The organism is Methylosoma difficile (genome assembly GCF_054657615.1).
The window spans coordinates 199,282-216,997 of sequence record NZ_BAAHYJ010000001.1; the positions used below are offsets into that span (position 1 = coordinate 199,282).

The following is a 17,716-nucleotide window of genomic DNA, read 5'->3' on the forward strand; positions in this document are numbered from 1 at the left end:
AGGCTATTTGCAACAAACCAACCCGCCTTGCTTTGCACCCGCGCAATGCAAGGTTATAGTGGAGGCCAAACCGTTTACATCCCATCGAGAATGCCGCCATGAACGAATCCCAACCGCCCAACCGCCCCAGTATCAAACTACCTTACTTTGATTTCCTGCTGTCATCGCTCACCGAAGACAACGACGCCCTTGCCAAAAGCTTTGGCAAACACGTGCATTGGGGCTATTGGCCTGAACCCAAACAGGCGACCTTAACGGTTGAGGATTTTGAACAAGCCGCCGAAGCGCTCAGCCAACAAGTCTGCGCCGCCGGGCACATCCAAAATGGGCAAGACGTGCTGGATGTCGGCTGCGGCTTTGGCGGCACCACCGCCCATATCAACGACAACTACAGCGATATGCGCCTGACAGGCCTCAATATTGACGAACGGCAACTTGAGCGCGCCCGCGCCACGGTCATTGCCAAACCCGCTAACCGCATCGAATTCAAACAAGGCGACGCTTGCGCCCTGCCCTTTGCTGACGAAAGCTTTGACGTGGTATTGGCGGTCGAATGCATCTTCCACTTTCCAGACCGCGAACAGTTTTTTAAAGAAGCCTACCGCGTACTGAAACCCGGCGGCTATTTGGCCTTGTCCGATTTTTTGCCCAACCACAAACTGTTTCCGCTCAGCGCCATCAAAATGCCATCATGGAGTTTTTACGGCAAATGCAATGTCGATTTCAGCATCAACCACTACCGAAAACTGGCAGAAAAAATCCAATTGACCAACACCTTGGAACACGACATCACCACCAACACCCTCCCCACCTACAGCTACCTAAGACGGTTAGCCGTAAAGCAAAAAATCACCAGCCTGATCGCGATGGTCGAAACTGTGGGGCTGGAAGCGTTAAGCCGCCTTAATTGGGTCAATTATTATGTGCTGGGGTGGAGAAAGTAGAGAGGGGAAAAGGGGATTCCCCGCGCAAAATGCGCGGGGTAGGCCTGAAAAGCACAGCGTTATCTGTGATAACCGCGTCCAGTATCAGTTGATCCCGGCTTACGCTCTTGCCTGAAGATTTCAGGCAAGGTTTCACGAAGCTAACAGCGATTACTCCCGAAACTTAAAGCGGATTGCCTAATGAAAAACCTGCCTTAACATCAAATATCTGACGTTTTTTTATTTGGTGTTAGCCACCGCTTTGTTCTCTTCAAAACCGCTATAGCCAATATGCCCCGACCTTTCTTCCTCTTCGGCAACAAATTTACGATGGGCTTCCTCAGCTGATGGTTTGCCGGCATCTTTGCTATGGGCAGTCAATGCGGTGTTATTGGCAGGATGCTCCGCGCCGGCCGCTTTCTGCTCAAAACCGCTATAGCCAACGTGGCCTGACCTTTCTTCCTCTTCAGCTACCGATTTACGATGTGCTGAGTCGGCCGATTGCCCGGTGCCAACAGCCACGTCAGCCAACAAAGGCGCAGAAGCTACAGCCATACAAGCCACCAAAATCAAACGGGTATAAGTATTTTTGTTCATGGTAATTCTCCAGCAATAAATAAATTATTTTTATGATGCAAATTTCAGTTATTGCCATCCTTGACCCAAACCAGCTTGTTATCCATCACATTCATGATTAAGCATTTTCGATGCCATTCCATAAAAATATAAAAAAACTGTTTTAAATCAATAACAAAAATAAATAACCATAAAAAAAACCGGTCACCACAGAACCCTGCCTTGGTTGCTTTGAACAATTGCTGTTTGGTTGAAACAACCATTTATTTTTGAAAGCCAATGTTGAAATGGCTATTGGTGATGGGGTGATGCAACGAAATTAAGCCGGATGCGGATCCGGCTTTTAATCATTAAGGATTGCTGGCTATAACACCGCTGTAAAACGAAACTTCCTAACCACGGTATTAATACAGATTACGAATTCGAGTTTGTTCATGATTATCGGTAGTCCACAGATTGTGGCTGTGACGCAATCCAACCAAACAATAAGCTTAAAAAAGAGCAATAACCAACCCTACTCCCGCACCGGCCTTTTATCCAATTTACGCTGTAAGGTACGGCGGTGCATGTTCAAGGCCCTGGCGGCGGCGGAGATGTTGCCGTCGTATTGCATCAGCACTTTTTGCAAGTGTTCCCACTCCAAGCGTTTGACAGACAAAGGATTTTCGCTAATTGAAACGGAAGAATCACCTTCGTTTTTGTTGAGTGCGCTGACAATTTCATCGGCGTTGGCGGGCTTGGTCAAATAATGGATAGCACCGAGCTTGATCGCCTCAACGGCGGTGGCGATGCTGGCAAAGCCAGTCAGCACCACGCAGTTGGTGTTATCGTCTAAAGACATCAGCTTTTTGACCAATTCCAAACCTGATTCATAGCCGATACGCAAGTCGATCACCGCATATTCAGGCAGGTATTGTTCGGCGAGAGCGACGCCACTTTTGACGTCGTTTGCCACTAAGACTTCGTAATTACGGCGCTCCAAAGCACTTTTCAGCACTTTGCAGAAAGTTTCGTCATCATCAACCAGCAGTAATCTGGGGTTATCCAAATCCTGATTCGTCATCATAAGTCTCCGCATTCAATAAGGGCAGGCTGATCTCCACGCACGCGCCGCCGTTATCAAAATTATATAAGTTAATACGTCCACCCAAGCGTTTGATGGTGGAATAAGTTAAAAATAGGCCGACGCCCAAGCCGTGCTTTTTGCTGACCACGGGCGATTTGCCGCCCAATTCGACCAGTTCGGGTGGCAAGCCTGGGCCATAATCGCGGATACGCAAATTAAGCGTGTGCATATCCCAGCTGGCGTAAAGCTCGACACCCTTGTCCTTAGGTGAGGCTTCGGCAGCATTGTTCAAAATATTGATGATGGAATGGGTGAGCGTGCGTTCAGCGATAATTTGCGCCTCGGCTGCAATGTCGTTGCTAACAAAAAAGCTCAGCTTGGCACCGGGTTTGTGGGTGCGCCATTGGTTGATGACGTGATCTAAGTATTCAACCACTGGCACGGCTTTTCCCGATTCGGCGCGCATTTCGCCAGCCGATGCCGACATAACCGACAGGGCTTCTTTGCAGCGGTCTATCTGTTGTTGAATAATCAGAGTTTTTTCGTGCAAATCGGGGAAGCGGTGCAAGGGAAATTCTTGCTCCAATTCGTGCGCCAAGATCGCTATCGTGCCTAATGGCGTCCCCATATCGTGGGCGGCGCTGGCGGCAAGCGTGCCTAGCGCGACAACGCGTTCATCCCTTAAGGCATTTTCGCGCGCTTCGGCTAGGCGGCGTTCTTGGATTTTTAAGGTTTTCGCCAATTCGGCAACAAAATACGCCACCAATCCGGCACTAAATACGAAACCAAACCACATGCCGAACAAATGCAGGCTGAAATAACTGCGCCCGCTCATTTCGTGGGCGTGTTTGATGAATTCGTAATGCGGCATGTCAGGGTGCAGCATGCGCGGGTCGGGCATGTAGGGCTCGATGGACGGCAACGGTACGTTATAGGCGATCAGCACGGTGTACATGGAAGCGGTGATGATAACCATATACCACGAGTACGATTGCGGCAGCATGATGGTGGTGATAATCACCGGAAGCAAAAACACCCACGTCAACGGATTGGAGGCGCCGCCGGTAAAATACAGCAAGCCGGCAATGCCGATCACGTCCAGGGTAATTTGGACGAAAATTTCACTTTCCAGCACCGGCTCATCCGAATCCAAACGCGCCGAGGTGTAAATGTTCAGCGCCCCCAACACCAGCAACACCAGCCACAATTGCTGATGCGGCAGGCGGATGTTAAGCCCGAAAGTGGAGAGGAAAATCAGCATCCCTTCGCTGAGGATCATTAGGTTTCTAAGAATAAACAACCAGCGCAAGTTTTGGCGGGCAGAAACTTCTGAATTGGGTGAGACGTGTGAAAGCATTGTTTTTGATACGGCAGCGGATTGTTAACTATTAAGACCCAATCTTAGGTCTTTCCTCTTCTATGTTTCCAAAGTGCGACAATATGTCACATTTTTATTTGCGTTTACTGTTGCTATTATTAACCTAACTTTTAAGGTTCTTAACCGGAGCCAGTAGCTGAAAGTTGCGTTATATCCTTCCTAATTCTCTCTAAGCGGCTTATTTTAAGCCGCTTTTTTTTTGTCTGCTGATTTTTGCTTAGGCATAACAAACACCCAAACCGCCTAATCCGCAATAGCCCATCGGTTCTTTAGCCAAATATTGCTGATGATAATCTTCGGCATAATAAAACTCGCCTGCTGGCAATATTTCCGTGGTAATCGGCGATAACACACCTTTTTGTTGCAAACAATGCTGGTAAACTTCTTTAGATGCCAACGCTTGCTCTTGCTGTTCGTCGGTTGTTGTATAAATGGCAGACCGGTATTGTGTGCCGATGTCATTGCCTTGGCGCATACCTTGGGTAGGGTTGTGGGATTCCCAAAACACTTTGAGCAAATCGATATAGGCGATTAAGGCCGGATCAAAAATCACTTTGACCACTTCGTTGTGGCCTGTCAGCCCCGTGCAGAGTTCATCGTAAGTTAAGTTGGGCGTAAAACCTCCGCTATAACCCACCGCCGTACTAAAAATGTCCGGCAACTGCCAAAATTTTCGTTCTGCGCCCCAAAAGCAGCCCATGCCAAACAAAGCGGTTTGCAGATGTTCGGGAAAAGGCGGTGCTATCGGGTTGCCATTGACGTAATGTCGGTTATAAACCGGCATGGCAGTATTGCGACCCGGCAGCGCATCTGCAGGATTAGGCAGGGTGATTTTTCGTTTGGGGATGAGCATGGGCGACTCCGCTGTGCAAACAGGTATCGCTAAGGTTACTATGATTCTGGATTATAATAAAGGTCAACACAGTGAAGAGAGCAACATGATTAAACAAGATATTTTGCGCCGGTTTTTATTTGAAGAATTGGGCATCCGTGGCGAATGGGTCAGTTTGTCAGAGAGCTGGCAAGCCGCCAAACAACACCAATCGCAACCCGATGTGGTCCAGCAACAGCTAGGCCAAGCTTTGGCTGCCGTGGTGATGTTATCCGCGACCATCAAATTTAACGGCTCGATCATTTTGCAAGCACAAGGCGATGGCGGCATTAAAACATTGGTCGCTCAAGCTACGCATGACCGCAAAATTAGGGGCTTGGCGCGCAGCCGGCCGGAAATTCAAGCAGGTACCTTAGAAGCATTATTTGGACAAGGTTATCTGGCTTTAACCATAGAACCCGACCAAGGCGAACCCTACCAAGGTGTTGTGCCTTTAGAAGGCAACAATCTGGCAGCGGCATTAGAAAATTATTTTAGCCAATCGGAACAGCTCAACACGCGCTTATGGTTGTTTGCCACCGAAAACCAAGCCGTTGGCTTACTGTTACAAGAACTGCCCAAACAAGACAACAACCAAGAAGATTGGCAACGCGTCGAAATGCTGGCGGATACCATTACCGCCAAAGAGCTGTTGGAATTGGACTGCGAACAAATTTTGTACCGGTTGTTTAACGAAGAACAAGTGCGCTTGTACGAACCAGAACCAGTCGCCTTTGCCTGCACTTGTTCGCGACAAAAAATCAACCGCACCTTAAAATCACTGGGGCGCGACGAACTGGAAAGCATTTTATTGGAACGTGGCTCTATAGAAGTAGTCTGTGATTTCTGTAGCAGCCGCCACGAGTTTGACAAAATAGATGTCGAATCCCTGTTGGCGGAAACCCTTTCACCCTCTTCAGAAACGCGGCACTAAGCCATGCAAAAAAGCAAACTCAAGCTCATTATAATTACCCTACTGGCACTGAGCCTGACGGGTTGCATGTATTGGCTACGCGCCTACCAAACCTATCTGCAAATGAGCGAATTTGACCGCTATTTTAGCGTGTCAGTAGCCGATGAGTTTACCTTGCACTTTAAGGAACCGATTCTTTTCAACCAAGATTTCGTGTCCTTGTCGCACCTTTATGCCAGCGACGACAGCGCTACCCCTACCGGCAGACGCTGGCGGTATTGGTTCCGTAAAGTGGATGCCAACGACCAAGTCATCAAACCGGAAATCAAGTTTTACGCGGACATGGATTTCAATAAAGAAAACAAATTGGTCGCTTGGTCGTTCTCCAAATTGTTTTTGGAAATTGCCCCGCCCAAATTTTTGGAAGTGTCATTGCGCTCGATTGCCGGTGCGGAAATCGACAAGGAAAAACAGCAGCTGCGCGCCAAATCGGATCTGATGACAAAAATTAACGATCCGCTACCGCAACAAGCAGCGGTGGTCGCCAAACTGGGCGCACCCATTGAAATTAAGGACGAACCCGACCATCAGGTTTACGTTTACCGCTTTCTGCTGGAAACGCATCACATTGAAGAAGGCTACGAGAAAAACGCCATCAATGAAGTCAAGCTGAGCTTTGACAAAACCAGCCATGAACTTTTTAACATGGCAGGTAATTTTGCGGGCTTAAAAGTCTCCATCAATTACCGGAATTTTTTAAACAACACCACTGCTGCCCGATAAGCAAAGCTTGGCAGAATTTTTTACATCACAAAAACCACTATCATGACCACACAACCGAGCAAAAACCTAGAAACCTTCGTCAACCCACAACCACAACGCGATTACACCATCCGCATTGATATTCCCGAATTCACTTGCCTGTGTCCAAAAACGGGACAACCCGATTTTGCCACCTTTGAAATCGAATACGTACCCAATCTGGAATGTGTGGAATTGAAATCGTTAAAACTCTACATGTGGTCATTCCGTGATGAAGGCGCATTCCATGAGGCCGTTACCAATGCCATCCTGAACGACTTAGTAGCCGCCACAGCGCCTAGATTTATGCGCATCCGCGCCGCCTTTAATGTCCGTGGCGGCATTTACACCACCGTGGTCGTTGAGCATCGCGACCCTAACTGGCAAGCACCACAACCCGTCAACCTGCCATAACCCTCTCCCCTTACTTTTGGGGGATTTTTTATCCCCCGTTTTTACGCCCATGACCTTTAAAGACACGCTTATCAGCTTACCGCAACACCTCCTACCCCATCATGGCTTATCACAACTGATGAGCAAACTGACCCATTCAGAAAACCCCAGTATTAAAAACCTGCTGATCCAGCAAGTGATTAAGCTTTATGGCGTCAACATGTCCGAAGCCTTGCAAGAAGATGCCAGCGTTTTCAAAAGCTTTAATGACTTTTTCACCCGCGAATTAAAGCCTGAAGCCAGGCCGCTTGCCCATGACATCGGCGGTATTGTCAGCCCAGCTGACGGCGTCATCAGCCAAGCCGGCAACATCGATGGTGACACCTTATTCCAAGCCAAAGGCAAAACCTTTACCGCTACCGATTTGCTAGGCGGAGACCCGCAACGCGCCGCCGCATTCCGTGACGGTACTTTCGCCACCATTTACTTGTCGCCCAAAGATTATCATCGTATGCACATGCCGATTGCAGGCAAATTGACTGAAATGGTACACGTTCCAGGACGCCTATTTAGCGTTAACGCCGCGACTACCCGCTCGGTGAATAATCTGTTTGCCAGGAACGAACGCGTCGTCGCCATTTTTGACACCGAACTGGGGCCGATGGCATTGGTGTTGGTGGGGGCGATTTTCGTGTCGAGCATAGAAACGGTCTGGCATGGCGTGGTCACGCCGCCCAGCAGCAACACGGTCAGAACTTGGCAGTACAGCGAAGACAACATACAACTGGAGAAAGGCCAAGAACTAGGCAGATTTAATATGGGATCAACCATTATCGCGCTATTTGGCGCTAATCGGCTGCAACTGCTGGAAGGATTAACCAGTGGTAGTGCGGTGAAACTAGGTGAACTGATCGCAAGAAAAATCTAGCGTAAATGGCACAGGCCATCTGACCTGTGCCGCCCACCTGTCTAGTAGACGTCTTTAGAATAGTAACTTTGATGGTCTGGCGGGTTATCTGACTTGTTCAAAACAGTTCCCAACAGATTGGTCTCGGATAATAACTGCAAGCTTTTGGTGACTTCATCTGGCGTGTTTTTACCATCCTCTATCACCAACAAAGCGGCGTCGTAATAATCCATACTCGCCAGTACATCATCAGCCGCCAAAATAGGTGGTAAGTCGAAGATGATAATTTTAGATTTGTTGACTTCCTTGATCTCTTTAATCAAAGCCTGCATTTTGGGCGCTGAAACCAGTTCGGAAGAACCTATCGCCTGGCCTCGACCAGGCAACACCGTCAAACGCTCAAAGCCCGGGTTTATCAAAATATCCGCTAAAGGCACATCAGACAGGATGTAGTCACGCAAACCCGTGGTGATCTTCATGTCCAAATACCAATGCAGCTTGGGGTAACGCAAATCCAAATCGACCAGCAATACCTCTTGGTTTTGTTCCATTGCCATGGTGATGGCCAAATTGACGGAAATCATCGACTTGCCCGCACCTTGAGTTGGTGCGGTCACGCCAAAACTGCTCCAACCGTTTTCTTTAAGCTGCCGTAATATTTTAGTCCTTAGCATTCTGAAAATGTCAGACTCCGGCGTATGCTTTTGCATAGCCACCACTCGGCGTTCAATCATTTCATTAGTGCTTATTTGTCTGGCTTTTATAAATTTTTTAAACATGTCTGCCAATTAAATGAAGTTTTCTTTTTAAGGCTTGCCGGAAAAGTCCGGCAAGCACGCATCAAAACCTTTTCAAACTATATCCTAGCGATTTTATTCCACATCTTTAGGATTATCACATCCAATGGCATATAAAGCATATGGATGGACACCAACAAACTGACGGCTAAAAACGCCCCCAGTAAAACAAAGTTCCGCAAGTGATTTCTGCCTTTTTTTGTATCCTCATCGTTTTTAATATAGGGGATAACAACCAAGGGTTCTATGCCGGTCAAACTAGCCAATTGTTTATAGCCACGAACACTACCATCAAACATTTCAGCCGCATAACCACAAGCCAGCCCCCCCACAATCGAGAAGATAAAGCCAATAAACATAATTTTTATGCGGTTCGGTTTTTCTGGCTTTTCAGGAACCCGTGGTGGCTCCAACAAGGAAAATTTTTCACCTTTTTGTTCTTCTTCAAGCGTTTGTGACAGCTTGGCTTCCAAAGACTTGGCTTTTAACTCTTTGTATTTAGCTTTTTGGTTTTCCAAATCGCGCATCATATCCTCGTAACCACGTTCAACTTGATGGGTTTGGGATATGCTCAACTCCAACTGGGATAGCTTCTCATTCAAAGACTTCCGTTCCTCTGCTATATTTTTTGCTTCAATATCGGCAATATCTATTTCACTTTGCAGTTGCAAATAAACAGGATTGGTTGCGCTTAATTTTTTACTTGCTTCGCTGGCAGGTTGCTTAGTTTTGTCAAAGCTATCAATTTTGCGTTTTAAAGCCTTAACTTGCGGATGCAACTCGGAATACTTTTCCATTAGGCTTTTGTATTCGCCTTCTAAACTTTCCAGCGTTTCAACAGGCTTATCTTTGGTTTCTATAGTCACGACATTGGGGCTAGTAACTGCCAACTGTGTGCGCAAGCTAATGCGGCGTTCGCCAACCATTTTTTCCTGCAATTGCAATTGTTGTAGCTGCGCCTCGACCCGTCCAATAGACGCTACGTTTGCGGGCAGCATTTCCGGCAAACTGTTGGTGTATTTTTCTTTGTACTCCGCCAACTGGCTTTCCAGTTTTTGTATTTCACGCTTAAATTTTTCAGATTCTTCTTCTAAAAACTCGGTGGTTTCTTCGGCGCGCTGTGTTCTTGATTTGACGTTTTCGTCCAAAAATAGAGTCACCAACTCATTGGCCACTTTCTGCGCCAATTGGGCATTTTGGTCATTAAATGAAAGCTTAAATGCCAGCGTTGCTTTGGTGGTTTTGCCTCGACCAATAACCTCGGCATTCACCAATTCAAGCTCCGTGTTCTCCATAAACTGCTCAGCCAATACAAACGGACTGGCTGATTTTTGCTCGCTGGGGTAAAGATTAAACTTTTCAATCACCTTGGTGACATTATCAACGGTCATCAGTTTTTGTTGGATCTCCTTGATCCGTTCATCCGCAAAACTGACCACCGTGGACTTAACTAAGTCGGGAGGGATATGCTGTTGTTCGATCAGAATGGTAGCTTCAGACCGGTAAATGGCCGGTAACGCTAAAGCAACAATGGCACTCAACACGAACATGACCATCATCGGCCCGACAATCATGTATTTGCGCCTGACTAAAATATGCAAATATTCTTTTAGCGACTTCTCTTGTTCTTCCATTATCATAAATTTTTATCTCGAAAAACTTAGGCCTTGCCAATCATAGTTCACGCCGACCATGAATAAATTTGAATCAACAGCACCGATAGTACTATTGTTGTCTTGCTGACGATAACGGTAACTTGCCGATAACACCCATTCTGTAGACAGATGCCAAGATACCGAGGGTGCAAAATTGATGTTTTTCCTGGAAATTGACTGCGTTGGGTTAGTTGAGTCATTTTCCTGATAAGAACTGTCTAATTTAGCCCTGACGGTTTCTGACAAGTTATAGCCTAAACCAATACCTATCGAGCTTTGTTCTTGCAATTGGCCTTGACCTGACGGCACCAATGAGCGGCTTAACCTAAGCTTGCCAGAAAAATTTTCGCCCGTGTAGCTAACCCCCGAGTCGGTTAGGAAACCTGTCGAAGTGCTGGTCGTGGTTTCTTGAAAAAAAATGAAGTCCGTCAAGCTGTTATTTTCAACTTGACGTATACCCACGGATAAATTCACCGCCCATCGTTCAGAGAGCGTGTAGTTGTTACCAAAATTGACACCATAACTGTTGGATGTGGTACTGGTTTGGGAAATACCATTTATCCGCCCAAACTCATAATTGGAAAAAAAACCGCTTAATGACGTTTGATAAGCCTCAGACCATTGCCTCACCCAACTGAGGTTGGCGGATCGGCTGCTATTATTGGAGAAACCGCTCTGGCTATAGCTGGTTTCGCTATAACTGGGCGCAAGCGTGATCCTGTCTGTTTCAAAAAGTGTATAGGAAAGTGAAGGGCTGATTGATTTGACGGTTCTAATTGCAGTTGAGGCAAAATTACCCGCATCGTCTACCGCAGAGTTTCGGCTTGGTGTGGCGTCAAAAGCGCCAACAACACCCCAAGCCCATTTTTCGGTGGAATAGTTGGCATTTAAATCATAAGCTTGGATATCTTGATTTAACCCCTCGATCGCTTCATAACGCTGGGTGCCATAACTGGCCATTGCGGTCACATTGGACACTTCGGTTTTATGGGCAAACGCCAAACGCGGCATGATGGTATAAAACATGGACCCTTGCGCCTCTTTCCTCATCCTTACGTTATCATCATAAGCGATGTTCTGTTTGATGTCCGATTTAACAGACCATTCCGCCGCATATGCGGTAGGGGCAAACACGCACCCTGCCAAAACCATCCGCCAGGCGGCAAGCATTTTCCCGTTCATATTTAAATTTAGCATGGTAAACAAAGCCTATGGCACAACCACGACATCACCACTGCTTAGCAGATAGTTTTTATCCAGTGCTTCACCACCTTCCAGTTCGCTGTATTTAAAACGGATCGCCTCCGAACCTTTCTCATGGCGGCGCAAAATGACAATATCGTCAGCCTTGGCAAATTGGCTTAATCCGCCCGCCAAACTCAGCAACTGCATCATATTCATAGACTGGGTCATGATAAATTGCCCCGGTTTTTTTACCTGCCCCAGTGCATAAACCACATTGCCCTCAACCGCCTTGACGGAAACGTTAACCACAGGCTCGGCAATATACGGCTTTAATTTCTCAGTCAATTCGGTTTGGATGGCACCGGCACTTTTGCCAGCCACTTTGATAACACCCGACAAAGGAAAGCTAATCGTACCGTCTGGCAATACACGCACTTCTTTATGGAGCTTCTCTTCATCCCAAACGGTTATTTCGAGAAGATCGCCGGGATTGATTGCATAGTTTTCAGTACCCGCATGCGTCCATGGAGAAATAAGTAATAACACCAATACGAAAATTGCTTTCATAAACTAAGTCCTACAAGAGTCAGCCGGCTGGCTGAATATATTGAAAAAATTTTAAGTGCAACATCCGGCAAAAAAACGATTTCCAGACTGTGGCACAATTTACCACACTTTTATGTCGGCATTAGTTAAGCAGATAATTTTTTAAGGGGAAAATCTGCGCCAAGCAGTCATCACAGAACAGACGCGATACCGCGGAACAAATCTAATAGGCTTTGGAGCCAAAAAAGCCTTTGAAGATGGTGAGGAAAATAATTTTTACGTCTAGCCAAATTGACCAGTTTTTTATGTACTCAAGATCGTACTGTATCCGGCCTTCCATTTTGTCAAGCGTATCCGTTTCGCCGCGAAAACCGTTGATTTGCGCCCAACCGGTAATACCGGGCTTTACTTTATGACGAAGCATATAGCCTTGGATTTGTCCGCGATAAAACTCATTGTGGGCAACCGCATGTGGCCTAGGACCAACAATTGACATGCGGCCTTGCAGGACATTAAAAAACTGAGGGAACTCGTCCAGTGAAGACTTGCGTAAAAACGCACCAAGCTTGGTTAAGCGGGGATCGTTCTTTTTGGCTTGCTCAACAACACCGCCATCATCACAAACCGTCATAGAACGGAATTTCCAAACGACAATCTCTTCGCCTTTAAAGCCATAACGGCGTTGTTTGAATATCACCGGCCCTGGTGAGCCGAGCTTGACCAAAATAGCGATGACAAGCATTGGAATAGCGATAAGCAGCAAAATGAAGCTACTGAAGAAAATATCAAAAAGCCTTTTCATGATGCCATCCACACCATAAAAAGGTGTCTCGTGCACACTGATGACGGGTATGCCTTTAATATTGCGCAAGCTTGAGCGCAATAAATCAAAGGTCACCAAGTCAGGCAGCATATAAACCGACACCGTCGTATCCGAAAGCTTAATGATCATGTCCCTGATACGCGGCTCGTTGCGCATAGGTAAAGCGATGCACACCAAATCAATCTTGCCTTCCCTTGCTTGCTTTAGCAAATCTTCAAAATTGCCACTAACAATAACATCCTTAACGATACCACGATCAGAGCCATAATTTTGGCGGTCATCAAAAAACCCTAAAAAATCAATATCCTCATCTTCTTTTTTAAAGATTTTTTCCAGCTCAGCACCCAACGGCGTAGCACCATAAATAACGACCCGCTGTTTTTTAAATCCTAGGCGCTTAACCAGCAAAACAATACTAATAGCGGCAATATGCCAAGATAACAACTCGATGGGCGTAACGGCAACCCAAGCCCAAAACAACTTGAGCTGATGGGGTTCAATAATAGGATGGACGGCATTGACCACCCATAAAACCAAAATGGTCCACAACCAAGAAAAAATAATCCGAATCGATTCCCTAAATATCGAGGCATCAAAATATTGCCGGTACAACTCATTAAATTCAGCAAAAATATCGAACGTCACCAGCACAATCAATAGCCACCAAGTGTTAATTGGTGTCCACTCTGTCTCAAAAACCCCCAAAATTGACCATAAAGTCAAACCAATAACCAAAGCATCAAGCGATCTGGCAAATACCAAAAACTTATTGGTATAAGGTTGGACGAACTGGAGTTTTCTGTTGTTCTTCACTGGCATTTATCGGATGGGTTCTGCGGTAAATTAACAAAATATTGGCATCTTGTGGAATATTTCACAAACAATTGCACTGTAAACACTGTAGCTAACATCTGCACAAAAGCAAATTTTTGACCGCTTGATGGCTCATAAGGTTAATATTAGCGGCAGGCAAACCTTTTTAGGATTTCTGATTATTTCAAGCACTTGCCAAGCAAACAACTCAAGCGCCCCTCTTTACAGACACCCATTAAAAACATGTTGACCCGGCTGATTATCAATTTTGCGTACTTTTTAAAATCATCGGCACGTTATCGGCGCTGCAAGCAGTTTTTCTACAATGTGCTAGAAAACCCTAACAGCCCTTACAAATCATGCTTTGATGTCTTTATGATTTGCCTGGTGCTGTTCAGCGTGTCCTTGCTGATCTACGAAGTCAACCGCCAACTCACTGAAGCGGAAAAGCTTTTTGAACAAGCCCTGATTAACGTCTTCATTGCCGAATACCTGCTAAGGCTGTGGCTCTTCAACGATTGCCACAAAATCATCCTTGAACATTATGAAAAAGCCACCTACCTGAATATCCGTTTCCGCCTGGGTTATGCCATCAAACTGATTATTGCCAAAAAGCTAGAACACATCCTCTCGCCCCTGGCGTTAATTGATTTGTTGGCGATATTGCCCAGCTACCGGCCTTTGCGGATTTTTAGGGTGCTGCTGATTTTTAGGCTGTTCAAACTGTTCCGCTATTTTGACAGCATCAAACTGTTCACCGAAATCCTCGCCAGCAAACGCTTTGACCTGTACACCCTAGCAACCTTCTTAGGCTTTTTGGTATTTATCGGCAGCGCCGCCATTTATTTGTTTGAGTTCCCTGCCCAAAACAGCCATATCAAAAACCTGTTCGATGCCTTTTATTTTTCCGTCGTCACGGTTGCCACGGTTGGCTACGGCGATATTTCCCCACAAACCACCGGCGGGCGAGTGGTGACAATGGCACTGATCTTATCGGGCTTGGGCGTGTTGTCGTTTTTTGTATCAATTATAGTCTCGGCATTTAACGATAAAATGAATGTGCTGAGGGAAAATCGCATTTATGCGGAAATTAACCGTTTTAATCACTTTATTATCATTTGTGGTTTTGGGCGGGTGGGGCAACACATTGCCGCGCAGCTAAAAAAAGACCGCCAACATTTTGTCATCATCGACACCGACCCCGTCGCCATCGTTAACGCCAAACAACTAGGGCATTTGGCTATCCAAGCCGATGCCAGCAAAAATTCGGTACTCAGCAATGCCGGTATTAACGCGGGCGCATCGGCGGTTTTATGTACGACCGGCAACGACGTGATTAACGTCTACATCACCTTGACCAGCCGCCACCTAAATCCGGACATCCGCATTATCAGCCGTGTCAACCGGGAAGACAATGTCAAAAAAATGTACCAGGCGGGTGCCAGCAACGTCATCCAACCGTTTGAAATTGCAGGCATGGTGGTCGCCGAATATGTCGGACAGCCCGTTGCCTTTGAGGCTATCCTCGGAATTATACGCGAGGAGCAACAATTCATCATGGAAACCTTATGCGTCAAAGAACACTCCATGATAGAAGGCAAAACGATTAGCGAGGTTGAATTTGAGCAAAGAAAGCTCCTACTGATAGGCATTATCAGCAGCAACCCCATCCACCAAAAACATAAAAACCGCTACACCATTAAAGACCAATATTTTTATTTTAACCCGCCCGCACAGCTTAAATTGCAAAGCGGTGATCTGTTGATGGTGATGGGAAGGGATTACAGCATTGACTATTTTCGCGGCCTGATTGAAACCAGCCGCTTGAAACGGAGCCGAAAACCATGAAACGTATCGCCGTATTTGGCTATAGCAGCCTTTCGTTTGAGGCCATGAACCGCTTAAAGTCAGACAAATATGCGCTGATTTTTATTGCCAAAGATGAACAGGAAGCAGCATTAGTTGAAGACAAAGGCTTTCACGCCCGCGTCATCGACTTTAAAAACGATGACGACCTGCGCGCCATTGGTATCGGCACCGACATTGACATCATCTTCTGTTTTTACCCCGAAGATTCCGACAATGTGTTTTTGACCATTTCCGCCCGCGCTTTGGATAAAAACGTCAGCATTATCGCCATTGTCGACGACCCCGAATCAGCCCCCAAACTATTGGCGGCAGGTGCCAACAAAATCATTGATCCTTATGAGATTTGCGGGCGTAAAACCCACGAAATGCTCATCCGCCCGGATATTTCCACGATTTTGGACAACACCGTCTTTGGTCGTCATGACTTAAAAATGGCACAGATTGAAATTCCGCCCGACTCCATCTTGGAAAACGTCAAAACCAGTGACTTAAACCTGAAGGAGAAGCATAATTTAATCCTGATCGCCGTGGTTGATAAAGCCTTGGGCGATCAATTGCATTTTGTGATTGGTGGCAACCATCACGAATTGAACGCAGGTGACGTGCTGGTGGTTATGGGGCCGTCTTCAGAAATCAAACAATTTAAAAACGAGGTTGAAGGTGTTCGAAGCCATTAAATTTAATCCCAGAATTTGGTTTTTGCTGGGCTTTCTAGGATGCGTGTTTTTGCTGGCGATGGGTGCTTATTATCAGTTTGTGGATGGTCTGGAACCTTGCCCGCTCTGCATTTCCCAACGGATTGCCATCTTTTTGACAGGCGTGGTGTTTTTAATAGCCACCTTGCACAATCCGGCAAAACAAGGTGTAAAAATCTACGCCATCATCGGTGCGGTAACAGCCTTGTGCGGTGCCGCCGTTTCCAGCCGCCATGTCTGGTTGCAAAACCTGCCTAAAGACCAAGTGCCGCAATGCCAAGAACTGGAATTTGTCTTTAAATACTTCCCTTTATCGGAAACCATCAAACTCATGCTCAGCGGTACAGGCGAATGCGCTGAAATCAATTGGACAATGCTCGGCCTGAGCATGCCCGTTTGGACATTGTTCGCCTTCCTGATGCTGGCAACCTTAAGCCTTTTGCAAATCTGGAACACCTCTAAATCCTAACCAGGAACCCCATCATGAAAAAATTTCCGTGGCTGATGTTATTGGCCTTATTGAATGGTAACGCGCTGGCTGATGATTTTGCCGGCTTGGCAGAAGCCATTAACGGCAAACATCGTCCAGCCGACAACAAAGCCCGTGACCGCTATCGCCACCCCCAACAAACCTTGGAATTCTTTGATGTCAAAGCCACTATGACGGTAGTGGAAGTCTGGCCCGGTCAAGGCTGGTACACCGAAATCCTCGCCCCCTATCTCAAAGACCACGGCAAGCTCTACGCCGCGCATTTTTCAGCCGATGCCGAACAAGCGTTTTATCGCGAAAACCTGAACAGTTTCATCAATAAAACCCAGCAGAACCCCGATCTCTACAGCAAAATGCAGTTAACGGTTTTACAACCGCCCAAGTTTTTGGAAATTGCGCCGGAAGGCTGGGCTGACCGCGTGCTGACTTTCCGCAATGTCCACAATTGGATGAAAAACGACCAAGCGGCAATGGTTTTTAAAGCCATGTACAAAGCCTTAAAACCAGGCGGCCTATTGGGCGTGGTGGAGCATCGCAATACAGCCAACAAACCACAAGACCCGAAAGCTGAATCGGGTTATGTCAGCGAAGACTATGTCATCTCGCTAGCCCGCAACGCAGGGTTTGAGTTTTTGGCAAAATCAGAAATCAATGCCAACCCCAAAGACAGCAAAGACTATCCAGAAGGCGTTTGGGCTTTGCCACCGGCGTTACGATCGTCTGAGAAAGACCGGCAAAAGTATCTTAATATTGGTGAAAGCGACCGGATGACACTTAAATTTGTCAAACCTAAGTAAACGCTCAGCCAGGCGTAAAACCTATTTTTTTACGCCTGGCAATATGACAGCCGCATTAAAAAATGCTTGTGTCGGATGCTTATGGAAATCTCAAAGGTAGTATCGAAAACGAACTATCAACAACTTGGCAAGCTTGTAGGCCGTGTTAAGAAATACGCAAAATAATGTGAAACATTACTCACTTTTCTCAAGACCGCCTCTTTCAAAAACAAATAAGC

The 17,716-nt window shown here is 46.4% G+C and carries 18 protein-coding genes; 9 read left to right on the top strand and 9 right to left on the bottom strand.

Annotation, left to right across the window (positions count from 1 at the left end; translation table 11 throughout):
- The first annotated feature begins 98 nt into the window (after positions 1-98).
- The gene (locus tag ACYQ1O_RS01065; RefSeq protein WP_459989658.1) at positions 99-944 is read left to right on the top strand and encodes a class I SAM-dependent methyltransferase; all 846 of its coding nucleotides are present in this window, start codon (positions 99-101) and stop codon (positions 942-944) included.
- Between the two features lie 219 nt (positions 945-1,163).
- Here the strand turns inward: ACYQ1O_RS01065 and ACYQ1O_RS01070 are convergent, their stop codons facing one another.
- The 4 genes from ACYQ1O_RS01070 to msrA form a co-directional block, all read right to left on the bottom strand.
- The gene (locus ACYQ1O_RS01070) at positions 1,164-1,520 is read right to left on the bottom strand and encodes a hypothetical protein (protein ID WP_459989659.1); all 357 of its coding nucleotides are present in this window, start codon (positions 1,518-1,520) and stop codon (positions 1,164-1,166) included.
- Positions 1,521-2,013: 493 nt separating this feature from the next.
- Positions 2,014-2,562 carry a response regulator transcription factor gene (locus tag ACYQ1O_RS01075; protein ID WP_459990619.1) on the bottom strand — a complete coding sequence of 183 codons (549 nt, stop codon included), beginning with the start codon at positions 2,560-2,562 and terminating at the stop codon, positions 2,014-2,016.
- A complete protein-coding gene (locus ACYQ1O_RS01080; RefSeq protein WP_459989660.1) occupies positions 2,540-3,922 on the bottom strand; it encodes an ATP-binding protein in 1,383 nt (460 codons plus the stop codon). The genes ACYQ1O_RS01075 and ACYQ1O_RS01080 overlap by 23 nt, the downstream gene beginning before the upstream one ends.
- Positions 3,923-4,160: 238 nt before the next feature.
- The gene (msrA, locus tag ACYQ1O_RS01085) at positions 4,161-4,796 is read right to left on the bottom strand and encodes a peptide-methionine (S)-S-oxide reductase MsrA (RefSeq protein ID WP_459989661.1); all 636 of its coding nucleotides are present in this window, start codon (positions 4,794-4,796) and stop codon (positions 4,161-4,163) included.
- Positions 4,797-4,881: 85 nt separating this feature from the next.
- Here msrA and hslO point away from each other — a divergent pair, with 85 nt between their 5' ends.
- The 4 genes from hslO to asd are packed head-to-tail and all read left to right on the top strand — an operon-like array spanning position 4,882 to position 7,849.
- A complete protein-coding gene (gene hslO, locus ACYQ1O_RS01090) occupies positions 4,882-5,748 on the top strand; it encodes an Hsp33 family molecular chaperone HslO (protein WP_459989662.1) in 867 nt (288 codons plus the stop codon).
- 3 nt (positions 5,749-5,751) lie between these two features.
- Entirely contained in the window at positions 5,752-6,510 is a 759-nt protein-coding gene (locus tag ACYQ1O_RS01095) for a hypothetical protein (protein WP_459989663.1), read from the top strand.
- A gap of 42 nt (positions 6,511-6,552) precedes the next feature.
- A complete protein-coding gene (gene queF, locus ACYQ1O_RS01100; protein WP_459989664.1) occupies positions 6,553-6,942 on the top strand; it encodes a preQ(1) synthase in 390 nt (129 codons plus the stop codon).
- 49 nt (positions 6,943-6,991) lie between these two features.
- A complete protein-coding gene (gene asd, locus ACYQ1O_RS01105; protein ID WP_459989665.1) occupies positions 6,992-7,849 on the top strand; it encodes an archaetidylserine decarboxylase in 858 nt (285 codons plus the stop codon).
- Between the two features lie 41 nt (positions 7,850-7,890).
- On the opposite strand, the gene ACYQ1O_RS01110 is transcribed toward asd, so the two are convergent.
- From ACYQ1O_RS01110 to ACYQ1O_RS01130, 5 genes are all read right to left on the bottom strand, one after another.
- A complete protein-coding gene (locus ACYQ1O_RS01110; RefSeq protein ID WP_459989666.1) occupies positions 7,891-8,562 on the bottom strand; it encodes a CpsD/CapB family tyrosine-protein kinase in 672 nt (223 codons plus the stop codon).
- A 122-nt stretch (positions 8,563-8,684) separates the two neighbouring features.
- The gene (locus ACYQ1O_RS01115) at positions 8,685-10,265 is read right to left on the bottom strand and encodes a GumC family protein (protein WP_459989667.1); all 1,581 of its coding nucleotides are present in this window, start codon (positions 10,263-10,265) and stop codon (positions 8,685-8,687) included.
- A 6-nt stretch (positions 10,266-10,271) separates the two neighbouring features.
- Positions 10,272-11,477, bottom strand: coding sequence for a hypothetical protein (locus tag ACYQ1O_RS01120; protein ID WP_459989668.1), 1,206 nt, complete (start codon positions 11,475-11,477; stop codon positions 10,272-10,274).
- A gap of 12 nt (positions 11,478-11,489) precedes the next feature.
- Positions 11,490-12,032, bottom strand: coding sequence for a polysaccharide biosynthesis/export family protein (locus ACYQ1O_RS01125; protein ID WP_459989669.1), 543 nt, complete (start codon positions 12,030-12,032; stop codon positions 11,490-11,492).
- Positions 12,033-12,234: 202 nt separating this feature from the next.
- Positions 12,235-13,653: an undecaprenyl-phosphate glucose phosphotransferase gene (locus ACYQ1O_RS01130; protein ID WP_459989671.1), complete on the bottom strand. Its 1,419-nt coding sequence runs from the start codon at positions 13,651-13,653 to the stop codon at positions 12,235-12,237.
- A gap of 237 nt (positions 13,654-13,890) precedes the next feature.
- Here ACYQ1O_RS01130 and ACYQ1O_RS01135 point away from each other — a divergent pair, with 237 nt between their 5' ends.
- Genes ACYQ1O_RS01135 through ACYQ1O_RS01150 form a run of 4 tightly spaced genes read left to right on the top strand, consistent with a single transcriptional unit; the run spans position 13,891 to position 17,498 of the window.
- Positions 13,891-15,495, top strand: a complete 1,605-nt coding sequence (locus tag ACYQ1O_RS01135) for an NAD-binding protein (protein WP_459989673.1) — start codon at positions 13,891-13,893, stop codon at positions 15,493-15,495.
- A complete protein-coding gene (locus ACYQ1O_RS01140; protein ID WP_459989675.1) occupies positions 15,492-16,193 on the top strand; it encodes an NAD-binding protein in 702 nt (233 codons plus the stop codon). Before ACYQ1O_RS01135 ends, ACYQ1O_RS01140 begins: the two co-directional genes overlap by 4 nt.
- A complete protein-coding gene (locus ACYQ1O_RS01145) occupies positions 16,177-16,680 on the top strand; it encodes a disulfide bond formation protein B (RefSeq protein WP_459989677.1) in 504 nt (167 codons plus the stop codon). The genes ACYQ1O_RS01140 and ACYQ1O_RS01145 overlap by 17 nt, the downstream gene beginning before the upstream one ends.
- 14 nt (positions 16,681-16,694) lie before the next feature.
- Positions 16,695-17,498 carry a class I SAM-dependent methyltransferase gene (locus tag ACYQ1O_RS01150; RefSeq protein WP_459989679.1) on the top strand — a complete coding sequence of 268 codons (804 nt, stop codon included), beginning with the start codon at positions 16,695-16,697 and terminating at the stop codon, positions 17,496-17,498.
- Positions 17,499-17,716 lie beyond the last annotated feature (218 nt).